The following is a 13,026-nucleotide window of genomic DNA, read 5'->3' as shown; positions in this document are numbered from 1 at the left end:
GTGCGGCTAGGGTGACTGCGCGGGCAGTTCTGGAGGGGAGCGCATGACCGATCTCGAACGTCGGACGATCACGATCGGTCGCGACGACCAGCGGGCCGTGCTGAGGGGGAGGCTCAGGCAGCAACGGGTCGTCTTCGCTCTGCTCGCCGTCGTGGTCGCGCTCATGGTCATCGTCGGCGCCCTCAGCACTGTCGGGCGTCCATCCGGAGGCGGGGTGGCGCTGGTGGTCAGCGGCTGCGCGGGAGTCGCGGTCGTGCTGGCATTGCTCGTGTGGAGCCAGATCGCGCTCACCCGCAGGCAGCTTCCGCTCGGCTCGGAGTTCTCGCTGCAGGTGACGGACGACACTCTCGATCTCGACGGGCCGGGCGGCTCGGACCGCATCCGCTGGCGGCAGCTGTCGAACCTCAGACGCGTCGGTGGCGGGATCTACCTCACGATCACGCCCTCCCGTGCTCAGCTCGGGCTGCCGGGTCGGCTGCTCGGCGAGAGCGCCCTGGCACGCGCCGCCGAGCTGATCGCCGCGAGCGCCGGGACGGATACCGTCGAGCACGGGTTCCCGGCATCCGCTCCTGTTGCCGGCGCACTCGCCTCATCGATCACCTTCACCGTCGAGGACCAGCGCATCGTCCGCACCGCCCTGATCCTCGGCTCGCGGACGATCCTCGCGATCGCCGGCGGCCTCGGTCTGATCGCTGTCGGATGCGTGATCGGCGCGGCCGCAGGCCTCGGGTCGTCCAGGATGCTCGAGGTCTCGGCGATGGCGGCCGCGCTCGCGCTGCTTCTGCTGGTGGTACTCGTCGTCACGGTGCACCACAGCGTCAGGCGTAGCCTCGTGGTCGGCACCGCCCAGACCCTGGTCGTGACGACCGGGGCCCTCGAACTCACCGGCCCGGGCGGCGAGACGCGCTTCGCCTGGAATCAGCTCAGCGATCTTCGACGCCGGCGAGGAGTCGTCACCGTCAGATCCGTGTCATCGAAGACGACGCTGGCCTTCGTCGGACGTCTCGTCGGCGACGACATGTTCGCGGAGATCGCGCAGCGCATCGAGGCGGCCGGGGCGGCGCCCACCGGGTGAGCCTGTCGCGGCCACGGTGAGCCTGTCACGACCGCGGTGGGCCTCGGCCGCACGATCAGGCCCCTCGGGTAGAGTGGCGACCACCCGACCAGGGCCCTCTTCTTGGCCGCCGAACCGTAAGGCAGCATGACCCCCTCCTCCTCCGATTCGACGGGCGCTCCCGCCGCCGGCGAGCGACCCCTGCGCATCCTGATCGGGTGCGACACCTTCGCCCCCGACATCAACGGTGCCGCACGCTTCGCCGAGCGTCTCGCCGCGGGGCTCGTGCAGCGCGGGCATGACGTGCATGTGGTCGCGCCCAACCAGGCGTACCGCCGCTCCGCCGCGCGCACGGAGGTCATCGAGGGCGAGCCGATGACGCTGCACCGCCTGCCGTCGGTGCGCTGGGCGCCGCATGACTGGTTGCGTTTCGTGTGGCCATGGCGGTCGAAGCACTACGCGCGCAAGGTCCTCGACGCGGTGAAGCCCGACATCGTGCACATCCAGTCGCACATCGTCATCGGTCGCGGGCTGGCGCGCATCGCGCATCAGCGCGGGATCCCGGTCATCGCCACCAACCACGTCATGGCCGAGAACATCCTCGATCACACCACCATGCCCAAGTTCATCGACGACATGGTGCTCAAGGCGGCGTGGGCCGACGCCAAGCGCACCTTCGATCTCACCCGGGCGATCACCACGCCGACCCGTCGGGCGGCCGACTTCCTCGAGAAGACCGTCGAGGTGACGGGCGTGATCCCGGTCAGCTGCGGCATCGACCGCTCGCAGTACGCGCCGGTGATCGGCCCGCGTGAGAAGAACCGCGTCATCTTCGTCGGCCGGTTGACCGCCGAGAAGCAGGTCGAGGTCATCCTGCAGGCGATGACGAAGCTCGACCCCGCCCTGGACGCCTCCTTCGACATCGTCGGCGGCGGTGACCAGCGCAAGCAGCTCGAGAACCTGTCGGCGCAGCTCGGTCTGTCTGATCGCGTGACCTTCCACGGCCGCACGACCGATGAGCAACTGCGTGCGCTGCTGTCGCGCGCCTCGGTCTTCGCGATCGCCTCGATCGCCGAACTGCAGTCGATCGCGACGATGGAGGCGATGGCCTCGGCACTTCCCGTGGTCGGAGCGGATGCCGTCGCACTGCCGCATCTCGTGAACGACGGCGAGAACGGCTACCTGTTCCGTCCGGGCGACGCCGACGATCTCGCCGAGAAGCTCACCACGGTGCTGACGGCCGATGCGGCCGAGTACGAGCGCATGCAGCGAGCTTCGCTCGACGGTGTGGCGATCCACGACATCAACCGCACGCTCGACACCTTCGAGGCGCTGTACCGCGACGAGCCTCTGCCCGAGTGACGGGAGCGACGATGCACATCGTCTTCTTCGCCGACCAGCACCTCGACTCCCTCGGCGGAGCGCAGGTGTCGATGCGCCTGCAGCGCCGGTTCCTCGAGCGCGCCGGACATACCGTCACCGTCGTGGCGCCGCGGATGCACGGCGCTCGACCCGATGCGGCGAACCCCGCCGACCTCGACCTGCCCTCGATGCCGATCACGACCGACCGCGAGTACTCGATGAGCTGGCCGGGACGGGGCACGGACCGCGTTCTCGACCGGGCGCTCGCGTCGCGTCCGCCCGTCGACCTCGTGCACGTGCAGGCCGACTTCTGGGGTGCGTTCATCGGACACCGCTACGCCCATCGCCACGGCATCCCAGTCGTCCACACGATGCACAATCGCGTCGATGTGGGCATTCAGGCGGTCACCCCGCTGCACCGGCCGGTGCTCGCTGCGCTCAACATCTGGCGGCGCACGGTGCTGCGCGGCTCGGGCGACGGCAGCGACGGCTGGGCGTTCCTGCGCGGGCTGGCGGCCGGCGCATCCGCCGTGACCGCGCCATCGACCCACTTCGCTCGGCGGCTCGAACGGCACGGAGTCTTCGACGCCGTCGACGTGGTGTGGAACGGCATCGACGACGATCTGCGCGCGGCGACGCTCGCCGCCGCGCCCGAGGAGCGGACGCCGGGGCGTCCCCGGTTCGTCTGGCTGGGCCGGATGAGCCCCGAGAAGCGGCTGCTGCCGTTCCTCGAGGCGTTCGTCGCCTCGGGCATCGATGCCGAGCTCGAGATCATCGGCGGCGGCGGGCAGCGCAGCGCCGCCGAGAGGATCGTGGCAGGGATGCCGAACGTGCGGTTCGCCGGACGTCTGAGCTACCCCGAGACGCTCGCCCGCCTCGTCGCCGCGGACGCTCTCGTGCAGACCTCGATCGGCTTCGAGACGCAGGGGATGACGCCGTTCGAGGCGGCGACGCTCGGCACCCCGTCGATCATCAGCGACCCGGACATCGCCGCCGAGCTGGGCGGAGGGCTGTGGGCGGTCGGGGACTCCCTCGCCGAGACGCTGCGGCGGGCGGCATCCGACATCGCCGCAGGCGTCGCCCCGGTGCCGCTCTCCTCGGTCGCCGAGGATTTCCGGCAGTCGTCGCGGACGGCGGCGATGCTCGCGATCTACGAACGCGTGCTCGCGGACTCCGGCGCTCAGAACACGTAGAACAGGTTCGAGATCCAGGTCAGCGCATAACTCAGGAACGTCGACCCGGCGGCTCCGAGCGCGATCGCCGGGAAGAGTCTGGATCCGGGGCCGCGCAGCGCGATGAGTGCGAGGACCACCGCGACGACGCTGAGGAGCACGACGAGGATCGTGAGTACGCCGGACAGGGACCCCGCCACGTCGTAGTTGCCGGCGCGGAACAGGATCGGAGAGATCAGTGTCGCCAGCAGATTGAGGACCACCGCGCCCGCGGCGGCGAAGAACGCGATGCGGCCGAGCGGGTTTCCCGACGGCTGCGACGCACCGTACTGCGACGCACCGTACTGTGCGGTGCCGTACTGTGCGGTGCCGTACTGTGCGGTGCCGTACTGAGGAGCTTGGCCGGGAGCAACGGGCTGAGCCTGCGCGAACTGTTGCGACGGCGGAGCCTGCTGTGACTGCGTGGCCTGGCCGGGATACTGGGGTGCCTGACCCGGGTACTGCGGGGCCGCGGACGGCGGGGACTGCGGGGTTGCGGGTTGTGCGTGCGGGGGCTGGCCCGGATACTGCTGCGGATATCCCGCCGCCGGGGGCTGGGGCGCACCGGTCGGCTGCGCACCGGTCGGCTGCGCGCCGTATGGCTGCTGCGGATCGCTCATGATCGTCCGATCGTCAGAAGGAGTAGAGGAGGTTCGCGATGAAGCTGATCACGCTGCCGGCGACCTTGGCGGCGCCGATTCCGACCGCGATTCCGGCCAACAGCTTCGGCCCAGTGCGGCGGATCGCGATGAGCCCGGTGATGAGCGTTGCCGCGCCGAGGGCGAAGACCAGCAGGCCGGTGCCGACCGTGACCACGCCAAAGATGCTGTAGCTGGAGTAGTCGATCGCTGCCAAGAGCAGGCGATTCACGATCAATCCCACCAGGCCGGCAGCGATCGTGGCCAGGCCCAAGATGAACGCGGTCCGGCCGAGGCCGCCCGCCGTCGACGGCGCTCCGTACGGGGAAGATGCCTGCGGCGAGAATGCCTGTGCCGGAGGGTTCGGAGAGGAGGCGGACCCCTGCTGCGGATAGCTGGGAGCTTCTTGCTGTGCAAAGGCGGGAGCGGCCTGGTGCTGGGCGTAGCCGGGAGCGACCTGTTGCTGCGGGTACGCCTGGTACGGAGCCGCCGGCTGCGGCTGGCCGAGAGGCTGAGCCGTCGGCCACGCGGGCGCGGGATTCGCGGGCGCAGGAGTCGTAGGCGGATGCTGGTTCGGCTGGCCCTGCGCCGGGTAAGAGGGCTGCTGCGGCTCGCTCATGATGTCGAGCGTAGCGGCAGCATCCGCCTTCCGATCAGGTTTCAGGTCGACGTGAGCACCACGAGGGGTCAGGGGCGGCGCGACCGGACGGCGTCCGGAACGCGCGTCCAGTCGGTGGGCACCCGGCGGTAGCCGTCGCGGCGGAGCTCGATCACGGTCTGCACGATCGCCCAGACACTGAGGAGGAGAAGAACGACGATGAGGATCATGGCAGAAACGCTACGGAACGCGGGATCTTGCCACGAGTGGCAGAAGTGACTACATTCAGAGGAAAACTGCCAGAGAGGTTCGTTCGCATGAAGACGGTCGCCTGCATCATCCAAGACGGGTTCGCCCCGTTCGAGTTCGGTGTCGCCTGTGAGGCGTTCGGCCTCGACCGATCCGACGATGGCGTGCCGAACTTCGACTTCCGCGTCGTGGCTCCGCGCGTCGGCGTCGTGCGCTCGAAGATGGGGTTCTCGGTCAACGTCGAGCATGATCTGTCGTTCGCCTACGAGGCCGACCTCGTCGTCTTCTGCCCGATGCCGCGGCAGTACTGGGGCGCCATCGATCCGCTGCTGCTCGACGTCGCACGCGACGCGGTCGCGCGTGGCGCCTGGGTCATGAGCGTGTGCAGCGGGTCGTTCATCCTGGCGGCGGCCGGCGTTCTCGACGGGCGTCGGGCGACGACGCACTGGATGTACTCCGACCTCATGGCGGACATGTATCCGGAGATCGACATCGACGCCGATGTCCTGTTCGTGCAGGACGGCAGGATCATCACGAGCGCCGGTACTGCGGCCGGCATCGACGCCTGCCTGCACCTGCTGCGGCAGGAGATCGGTGCCGAGCTGACGAACCGGATCGCCCGCCGCATGGTGGTCCCGCCTCAGCGGGACGGCGGTCAGGCGCAGTTCATCGACCGCCCGATCCCGGCATCCCACGGCGACTCGCTCTCGAAGGTCGCGGACTGGGCTGTCGAGCACCTGCGCGAGGATCTGGGGATCGAACAGCTCGCCGCCCGCGCCCTCATGTCGCAGCGGACGTTCGCCCGTCGGTTCAAGGCCGAGTACGGCGTGACGCCGGCGGCCTGGCTGGGGCGCCAGCGGGTCATCCACGCGCAGCGGCTGCTGGAGCGCACGGATTTCGGTCTCGACCGCATCGCCGACGAATGCGGCTTCGGCTCGGCGGCGGTGCTGCGGCAGAACTTCACGCGCACCCTCGGGCTCGCCCCGACCGCGTACCGCGCGCGGTTCTCGTGCGCGGAGGAGTCCGCCGCCTGACGGTCGTTTTCGCCTTCGCCCCTACTCAGTTACGACGCCCCTGCTCATTCACGCAAGTCAGCGGGGGGCGTCGGCGACCAGCGGGGGCGTCGGCGTGCAGCGGGGCGTCGGTGACCGCGACGAGTCACTCGGCCCAGTGCGCGGGTCGCGGCAGCGAGTGGTCGGCGATCTCGACGCCGCCGGGTGAGACGGATGCCGTCGCATAGAGCAGCGACTGCGTGGGGTATCCGTGCGGGCGGTTGTCGCGGATGATCGCTCGGTCGTCCTCCGGGTCGAGCTGTGCCGAGGTCGCGAGCAGGCCGACCCACTCGCTGACCCAATCGGCGCTCTGAGCGGTCGGGCCGAGCGCCCGGAACTCCGGCAGCCAGGCGGCGATCCGCGGGGTGTCCTCGTCGTCGAGATCGTCGTGCGCGATCATGTGGGTGCCGGGGCCGATCGAGGTCTCGCGCAGCGAGACGCCGTCCCAGCTCAACACGCGGGCTCCCTCCGGGCGCACCTCCAGCAGATTGAAGCCGTGCATCGACAACGGTGCGACGGGCGAGCGGCCGAGCACCGACTCGAGCGCGAGCGTTCCCCGGGTGAGTGCACGCTCGTCGGGGAGATCGATGACATCGGCACGGTTGAGGAGCACGGCGAGACGCCGCTCTCGCGGGTTCACGGCGAGCCACGCGCCGCCGGCTCGACGATCCCGGATGCCGAGCACTCCCGGGTGCGTCTGCGGCCACCATTCGCCCAGCGCATCCCAGGCCCGCTGGGGATCCTCGTCGCGCACGGCGAGCAGTCGCGCCGTCGCGGCATCCGTCACATCGATCACGACCGTGCACATCCGGGCAAGTCTACGACGGCCCCCTGCGCGTCTGGCTGGGGCAGAATCGGAGGTGTGAACATCGTCGTCGGAGTCACGGGTGGCATCGCCGCATACAAATCGGTGCACCTGGTGCGGCTGCTCATCAAGGCCGGTCATGAGGTCACCGTCATCCCCACCGAAGACGCGCTGCGCTTCGTGGGGCTGCCGACATGGGAGGCCATCAGTCGGCATCCGGTCACCACGAGCGTGCACGACGACGTGGCCCGCGTGCGGCATGTCGCGCTCGGCCAGAACGCCGATCTCGTCATCGTCGCACCGGCCACCGCGAACACGATCGCCAGGATGACCGCAGGGATCGCCGACGACCTGCTCGGCACCACGCTGCTCGCGACCGAGGCGCCCGTGCTCATCGCGCCGGCGATGCACGCCGAGATGTGGCGGCATCCGGCGACCCAGGCGAACGTGGCGACGCTCCGCTCTCGCGGTGTGCACATCGTCGGTCCGGCCGTCGGAGAGCTCGCCGGCGGCGACAGCGGGCCTGGACGCATGGTCGAGCCCGACGACATCGCCGAGGCGGCCCTCGCGCTCCTCGCCGGGGGAGATCTTGCCGGCGTGCAGGTGGCGGTCTCGGCTGGAGGGACTCGAGAGCCGATCGACCCGGTGCGCTTCCTCGGCAATCGGTCGAGCGGACGGCAGGGCGTCGCCCTCGCGGCCGAGGCGGCCGCGAGGGGTGCGCAGGTGACATTGGTCGCCGCGAACATCTCGCGCGACGTGCTCGCCGCGGCTCGGCATCCGCGCGTCGAGATCGTGCCGGTCGGATCGGCTGCGGAACTCGGGGCGGCGATGGCGGATGCCGCGGCAGCGGCCGATGTGGTCGTCATGGCCGCCGCGGTCGCGGACTATCGCCCAATCGAGGTCGCGTCGCACAAGCTCACGAAGGAGGGCGAGCGTCTCTCCACGATCGAGCTCGTCGAGAACCCCGACATCGTCGCGGGGCTGGCCGCGGCCAGGCGTGCGGGGCAGACGATCGTCGCCTTCGCCGCAGAGACGCCGTCGGCCGACGGCGGCGAGGAGGAGATGCTCGCCCGAGCCCGACGCAAGCAGCGGCGCAAAGGTGTCGACGTGCTCGTCGTGAATGAGGTCGGATGGGAGCGAGGATTCGAAGTCGCCGACAACGAGGTGCGGGTGATCGGCCCCGACGGGGTCGTCGTCGCCACGGCATCCGGAAGCAAAAGCCAGGTCGCGGCCGAGATCTGGAACTCGCTCTTGGCGGTGCGCCCGTTGCTCTGAGCGGGTGGTGGTGCTAAAGTTGAGTCAACACAGCTCAACTTTGATCCCGGATGGGATCGCGCAGAAGGAGTCTCCTCAGGAGGACAGATGACCACGCCGCAGACCGACCAGCAGCAATCCGCTCTTGAGCAGTTCGGGATCAACCTCACCGACCGCGCCCGGCAGGGCAAGCTCGACCCCGTGATCGGGCGCGACAGCGAGATCCGCCGCGTCAGCCAGGTGCTCACCCGCCGCACGAAGAACAACCCGGTGCTGATCGGTGAACCAGGCGTCGGCAAGACCGCCGTCGTCGAGGGGCTCGCGCAGCGCATCGTGGCCGGTGACGTCGCCGAGTCGCTCAAGGACAAAGAGCTGATCACGCTCGACATCTCGGCTCTCGTGGCCGGTGCCATGTACCGCGGCCAGTTCGAGGAGCGGCTGAAGAGCGTCCTGCAGGAGATCACCGAGTCCGACGGTCGCATCATCACCTTCATCGACGAGTTGCACGTGCTCATGGGTGCGGGTGGCGGCGAGGGTTCGGTCGCGGCGTCCAACATGCTCAAGCCGATGCTCGCCCGCGGCGAGCTGCGCCTGATCGGTGCGACCACGCTCAACGAGTACCGCGAGTTCATCGAGAAGGATGCTGCGCTCGAGCGCCGCTTCCAACAGGTCTACGTCGGCGAGCCGTCGGTCGAGGACACGATCGCGATCCTGCGCGGACTCAAGGGTCGTTATGAGGCGCACCACGGAGTCACGATCTCCGATGGGGCGCTGGTCGCGGCGGCCGCGCTGTCGAACAGGTACCTGCCGTCGCGGCAACTGCCTGACAAGGCGATCGACCTGATCGACGAGTCGATGTCGCGGCTGAAGATGGAGATCGACTCCTCGCCCGTCGAGATCGATCAGCTCAAGCGCCAGGTCGACCGGCTCAAGCTCGAGGAGCTCGCTCTCAAGCGCGAGAAGGATGCCGCGTCGAAGGAGCGCCTCGGCGCTCTGCGCGAGCAGCTGGTCGGCATGGAGAAGGAACTCGCCGAGCTCGAGGCCCGGTGGGCGCGTGAGCGCCAAGGCCTGAACCGCGTCGGTGAGCTCAAGAAGCAGCTCGACGACGCGATCACGCAGCGCGACCTCGCGATGCGCAACGCCGACTACACGAAGGCGTCGAAGCTCGAGTACGAGACCATCAAGAAGCTCGAGCGCGAGATCGCCGAGGCCGAGCAGGCCGAGGCGGCGTCCGCCGACGAGGAGCGCATGGTCAACGAGCAGGTCACCGACGAGGACATCGCCGCCGTGATCGCCGCGTGGACCGGCATCCCCGTCGGGCGTCTGCTGCAGGGCGAGAGCGAGAAGCTGCTGCATCTCGAATCCGAGCTCGGCAAGCGTCTGATCGGCCAGAAGGAGGCCGTGAAGGCGGTGTCGGATGCTGTCCGCCGCTCGCGTGCGGGGATCAGCGACCCCGGCCGCCCGACCGGCTCGTTCCTGTTCCTCGGCCCGACCGGTGTCGGGAAGACCGAGCTGGCGAAGGCCCTCGCGGACTTCCTGTTCGACGACGAGCGCGCCATGGTGCGCATCGACATGTCGGAGTACGGCGAGAAGCACTCGGTCTCGCGGCTCGTCGGCGCCCCTCCCGGGTACGTCGGCTACGAGCAGGGCGGTCAGCTCACCGAAGCCGTGCGGCGTCGTCCGTACAGCGTGATCCTGCTCGACGAGGTCGAGAAGGCGCACCCCGAGGTGTTCGACGTGCTGCTGCAGGTGCTCGACGACGGCCGGCTGACCGACGGACAGGGTCGTACGGTCGACTTCTCGAACGTCATCCTGATCCTCACGTCGAACCTCGGGTCGCCGATCCTCATCGACCCCGTGCTGTCGATCGACGACAAGCGTGAGCAGGTGATGACGCTCGTGCGACAGGTGTTCCGGCCCGAGTTCCTCAACCGGCTCGACGACATCGTGATGTTCCAGTCGCTGAGCGAGGACGATCTCGCGCAGATCGTCGAGCTCACGATCGACGCGTTGCAGAGGCGTCTGCACGAGCGCCGGCTGACACTCGCCGTGACGCCGGATGCCCGGTCGTGGCTGGCCGAGCGCGGGTACGATCCGGTGTTCGGCGCGCGACCGCTACGACGTCTCATCCAGAGCGAGGTCCAGAACAAGCTCGCGACGGCACTGCTCTCGGGCGGTGTGCACGACGGCGACACGGTGCGCGTCGACGTGGCCGCCGACGGCACGGGGCTCGTGCTCACGGCATCCGCCTAGTGCGTTCTTCTCGGCGGGCGGTCTTCCCATCGGTTCCTGAGCGAGGAGCGCAGCGACGAGACGAAGGGCGTTGCGCCTGCTGAAGGTTCGGATGCGCTACGCCTCTGCTCCGGCATGTCGCGTCACCGCCCGTGCAAGACTGTGCGGCATGAGCCAGGGCGACGCCTTCCCCACCCATGTCTTCGATGTGCTGAACGTCGCGCCCGCGCCTTTTCCCGAGCCGATCGGGCCCGGCGTGCGCGTCGTGGAGAAGCGCCCGGCCGACGGGCCGATCACGCTCATGACGATCGGGGCATCCCGGCTGCCGATCGATTCGGGCGACCGGGTCGAGCTCGCGGTCGAGGTCATGGACGGGCAACAGGGCGCGGGGCTCATCGCCCTCGGAATCGTCGTCGACGACATGGTGAAGAACCGTCGCGTTCCGCCCATCGGTGCGCCGTGGCGCAACGGGACTCCGTTCCTGAACGGCACGCAGATCTCGGCGATCCTCGTCGCCCCCTCCCGCCGGGGCACGGTCTTCGACGAGGTGCGCGCCGCCGACGGTTCGCCGGTCGGGCACGTGCGGATGCTGCACATGCTCACCGACGCGGAGGCCTCGCACGCAGCCTCCCGCGGGTGGGACTCGCTGGTCGCCGCCGCGGGCTCGCGCGATGCACTGCTCGACGTCACCCGAACGGATGCTGCTGCTCCCGCCGGCCCCGCCGGCAACAGCCCCGTGTTCCTGTCGAAGCTGCACGCCGAGCATCCGCCGCGGTGGGTGACGTACACCGGACGCGACCTGCAGTCGGTCACGGGCCTCGAGTCGGATGCCTACATGAACGATTCCGCGAACCACGAGGTCTGGTCGGTCGACAGTTTCGTGGCCCGGTTCCCGTTCGTCGCCGAGTTCGTGCGCGTCGCGCGCCCCGGCCAGACGGCGCTGTTCACCGACGCCTCGGGGCGCTACGTGATCGAGCCCGACTGACGCGGCCGCCGACGGCCTCGGCATCCGGCGTCTTCCGTCGGAACTCCGACTTTTCGCCCGGGCGAGTACAAGCGAGGCACGCGTCACACCTCGGGCCACGCTTCCGGCCCTGCGGAGCCCGCGGCGTACTCGTCGAGCGGCACCTCGCCCTTCGCCCAGGCTTCGCGCACGGGCTGGATGATGCGCCAGCAGTCCTCGGCCTCGTCGGCCCGCACCGAGAGGGCGACCTCGCCGTCGAGCAGCTCGTCGAGCACCTCTTCGTACGACCGGCGCTGGCCCTCGCCGAGGTCGGCCAGCAGGTCCTCGTCGCGCAGCGCGAACGGATCGTCGCCACCCGTCACGTGCAGCCGCAGCGCCATCCGGTCGGGGCCGAGCGAGAACCGCAGCCGACCGCCGTCGACCGGCTCCCCGGCGAGCCCGAGCGGCAGGTGCCGCACCTGCTTGAAGGTCACGGTCACCTCCGAGCGCTTCGCCTCGAGCGCCTTGCCGGAGCGCAGGATGAACGGCACACCCTCCCAGCGATCGTTCGAGACCTCGAACGTCACCTCGGCGAGGGTCTCGGTGCCGCGCGCGGCATCCACCCCCTCCTCATCCGCGTAGGCGGGAAGCGTTCGATCGCCGACCGTGCCGGCCGTATACCGGGCCCGCTTCGACGACGCCACCGGATCTCCGCCGCGCACCCGCGTGGCTCGCAGCACCGCGGCCTTCGCGTCGCGCAGGTCGCGCTCGCCGAGCGTCGCGGGCGGATCCATCGCGACCAGTGCGAGCACCTGCAGCAGGTGGCTCTGGATCATATCGATCATCGCGCCGGCCTTGTCGTAGTAGCGGGCTCGACCCTCGAGGGCGAGCGTCTCGTCGAAGCGGATGCACACCGACTCCACGTGCTCGGCCGCCCACACCGGCTCCCAGATGCGGTTCGCGAGCCGGACGCCCAGCAGGTTCAGCAACGTCGACCGCCCGAGGAAGTGGTCGACGCGGAACACCTGCTGTTCGGCGACCAGCGCCGTCAGCTTCTCGTTCAGTTCACGGGCGCTCTGTTCGTCGTCTCCGAACGGCTTCTCCATCGCCAAGAGGATGTCGGCGGGCAGCTCCAGTCCCTGCATCGCGTCGATCGCCGCATGCGTGACCGCCGGCGGCAGCGCGAAGTAGAGCACCGTACCGGGTCCGAGCGATGAGACGAGCTGAGCCACTGCCCCACGGTCGGTGACGTCCGCCGCGACGTAGTCGCCGACCGTCACGCGATCGAGCGCGTCGGCGGAATCGGCGAAGGCCGTGGCGACGATCTGCTGCCACTTCGCGGCATCCCAGTCCTCCGTCCCTGCTCCGCGCAGGGCGATCCGCCGCTGCGGTTGCCGCGCCAGGAGCGCCGCGAGCGACGGCAGCAGCAGTCGGGAGGTGAGGTCGCCGGAGGCGCCGAGGATGAACAGGGTCGTGGGTGTGCTCGCCATGTCCGCAGGCTACCCGGCGCCTGGCTGGTTGCGACAGCATCCGCGCGGCGATGATGGATCAGAAGTGCCGCCGCCGACGCTCCCAGGGAAGCACTTCTGATCCATCATCGAGCTGGCACCGCGACCCGACCGCGACCC

Annotated in this window: 12 protein-coding genes; 7 read left to right on the top strand and 5 right to left on the bottom strand. The window is 69.6% G+C overall.

Annotation, left to right across the window (positions count from 1 at the left end; all coding sequences use genetic code 11):
- Positions 1–43 precede the first annotated feature (43 nt).
- From ACI3KS_RS13475 to ACI3KS_RS13465, 3 genes are all read left to right on the top strand, one after another.
- Complete coding sequence (locus tag ACI3KS_RS13475) at positions 44–1,075, top strand: hypothetical protein (RefSeq protein WP_404919053.1); 1,032 nt, start codon at positions 44–46, stop codon at positions 1,073–1,075.
- A gap of 126 nt (positions 1,076–1,201) precedes the next feature.
- Positions 1,202–2,416, top strand: a complete 1,215-nt coding sequence (locus ACI3KS_RS13470; RefSeq protein ID WP_404919052.1) for a glycosyltransferase — start codon at positions 1,202–1,204, stop codon at positions 2,414–2,416.
- A gap of 11 nt (positions 2,417–2,427) precedes the next feature.
- Complete coding sequence (locus ACI3KS_RS13465) at positions 2,428–3,609, top strand: glycosyltransferase family 4 protein (protein WP_404919051.1); 1,182 nt, start codon at positions 2,428–2,430, stop codon at positions 3,607–3,609.
- Here ACI3KS_RS13465 and ACI3KS_RS13460 read toward each other — a convergent pair.
- From ACI3KS_RS13460 to ACI3KS_RS13450, 3 genes are all read right to left on the bottom strand, one after another.
- The gene (locus ACI3KS_RS13460) at positions 3,597–4,247 is read right to left on the bottom strand and encodes a hypothetical protein (RefSeq protein WP_404919050.1); all 651 of its coding nucleotides are present in this window, start codon (positions 4,245–4,247) and stop codon (positions 3,597–3,599) included. The genes ACI3KS_RS13465 and ACI3KS_RS13460 overlap by 13 nt on opposite strands.
- Positions 4,248–4,260: 13 nt before the next feature.
- On the bottom strand, positions 4,261–4,884 hold the full coding sequence (locus ACI3KS_RS13455; RefSeq protein WP_404919049.1) for a hypothetical protein: 624 nt from the start codon (positions 4,882–4,884) through the stop codon (positions 4,261–4,263).
- A gap of 68 nt (positions 4,885–4,952) precedes the next feature.
- Positions 4,953–5,093, bottom strand: coding sequence for a hypothetical protein (locus ACI3KS_RS13450; RefSeq protein ID WP_404919048.1), 141 nt, complete (start codon positions 5,091–5,093; stop codon positions 4,953–4,955).
- Between the two features lie 87 nt (positions 5,094–5,180).
- Here ACI3KS_RS13450 and ACI3KS_RS13445 point away from each other — a divergent pair, with 87 nt between their 5' ends.
- Positions 5,181–6,146 (top strand): GlxA family transcriptional regulator, encoded by a 966-nt coding sequence (locus tag ACI3KS_RS13445; protein ID WP_404919047.1) that lies wholly within the window; start codon positions 5,181–5,183, stop codon positions 6,144–6,146.
- 124 nt (positions 6,147–6,270) lie between these two features.
- On the opposite strand, the gene ACI3KS_RS13440 is transcribed toward ACI3KS_RS13445, so the two are convergent.
- Positions 6,271–6,972 (bottom strand): NRDE family protein, encoded by a 702-nt coding sequence (locus ACI3KS_RS13440; protein ID WP_404919046.1) that lies wholly within the window; start codon positions 6,970–6,972, stop codon positions 6,271–6,273.
- A 54-nt stretch (positions 6,973–7,026) separates the two neighbouring features.
- Here ACI3KS_RS13440 and coaBC point away from each other — a divergent pair, with 54 nt between their 5' ends.
- The 3 genes from coaBC (at position 7,027) to ACI3KS_RS13425 (ending at position 11,440) form a co-directional block, all read left to right on the top strand.
- Positions 7,027–8,244, top strand: coding sequence for a bifunctional phosphopantothenoylcysteine decarboxylase/phosphopantothenate--cysteine ligase CoaBC (gene coaBC, locus ACI3KS_RS13435; protein ID WP_404919045.1), 1,218 nt, complete (start codon positions 7,027–7,029; stop codon positions 8,242–8,244).
- Between the two features lie 87 nt (positions 8,245–8,331).
- Complete coding sequence (locus ACI3KS_RS13430; RefSeq protein WP_404919044.1) at positions 8,332–10,476, top strand: ATP-dependent Clp protease ATP-binding subunit; 2,145 nt, start codon at positions 8,332–8,334, stop codon at positions 10,474–10,476.
- A gap of 148 nt (positions 10,477–10,624) precedes the next feature.
- On the top strand, positions 10,625–11,440 hold the full coding sequence (locus ACI3KS_RS13425) for a 3-octaprenyl-4-hydroxybenzoate carboxy-lyase (RefSeq protein WP_404919043.1): 816 nt from the start codon (positions 10,625–10,627) through the stop codon (positions 11,438–11,440).
- Positions 11,441–11,523: 83 nt separating this feature from the next.
- On the opposite strand, the gene ACI3KS_RS13420 is transcribed toward ACI3KS_RS13425, so the two are convergent.
- The gene (locus tag ACI3KS_RS13420; RefSeq protein ID WP_404919042.1) at positions 11,524–12,888 is read right to left on the bottom strand and encodes a glucose-6-phosphate dehydrogenase; all 1,365 of its coding nucleotides are present in this window, start codon (positions 12,886–12,888) and stop codon (positions 11,524–11,526) included.
- Positions 12,889–13,026: the final 138 nt, after the last annotated feature.

Origin of the sequence: Microbacterium sp. ZW T5_45 (assembly GCF_044987415.1) — a bacterium.
GTDB lineage: Bacteria > Actinomycetota > Actinomycetes > Actinomycetales > Microbacteriaceae > Microbacterium.
This window is presented reverse-complemented; position numbering and strand designations above follow the sequence as displayed.

Coding starts and splice junctions, on each gene's coding strand:
- ACI3KS_RS13475 (WP_404919053.1), top strand. CDS start 44: ATGACCGATCTCGAACGTCGGACGATCACGATCGGTCGCGACGACCAG.
- ACI3KS_RS13470 (WP_404919052.1), top strand. CDS start 1,202: ATGACCCCCTCCTCCTCCGATTCGACGGGCGCTCCCGCCGCCGGCGAG.
- ACI3KS_RS13465 (WP_404919051.1), top strand. CDS start 2,428: ATGCACATCGTCTTCTTCGCCGACCAGCACCTCGACTCCCTCGGCGGA.
- ACI3KS_RS13460 (WP_404919050.1), bottom strand. CDS start 4,247: ATGAGCGATCCGCAGCAGCCATACGGCGCGCAGCCGACCGGTGCGCAG.
- ACI3KS_RS13455 (WP_404919049.1), bottom strand. CDS start 4,884: ATGAGCGAGCCGCAGCAGCCCTCTTACCCGGCGCAGGGCCAGCCGAAC.
- ACI3KS_RS13450 (WP_404919048.1), bottom strand. CDS start 5,093: ATGATCCTCATCGTCGTTCTTCTCCTCCTCAGTGTCTGGGCGATCGTG.
- ACI3KS_RS13445 (WP_404919047.1), top strand. CDS start 5,181: ATGAAGACGGTCGCCTGCATCATCCAAGACGGGTTCGCCCCGTTCGAG.
- ACI3KS_RS13440 (WP_404919046.1), bottom strand. CDS start 6,972: ATGTGCACGGTCGTGATCGATGTGACGGATGCCGCGACGGCGCGACTG.
- ACI3KS_RS13430 (WP_404919044.1), top strand. CDS start 8,332: ATGACCACGCCGCAGACCGACCAGCAGCAATCCGCTCTTGAGCAGTTC.
- ACI3KS_RS13425 (WP_404919043.1), top strand. CDS start 10,625: ATGAGCCAGGGCGACGCCTTCCCCACCCATGTCTTCGATGTGCTGAAC.
- ACI3KS_RS13420 (WP_404919042.1), bottom strand. CDS start 12,888: ATGGCGAGCACACCCACGACCCTGTTCATCCTCGGCGCCTCCGGCGAC.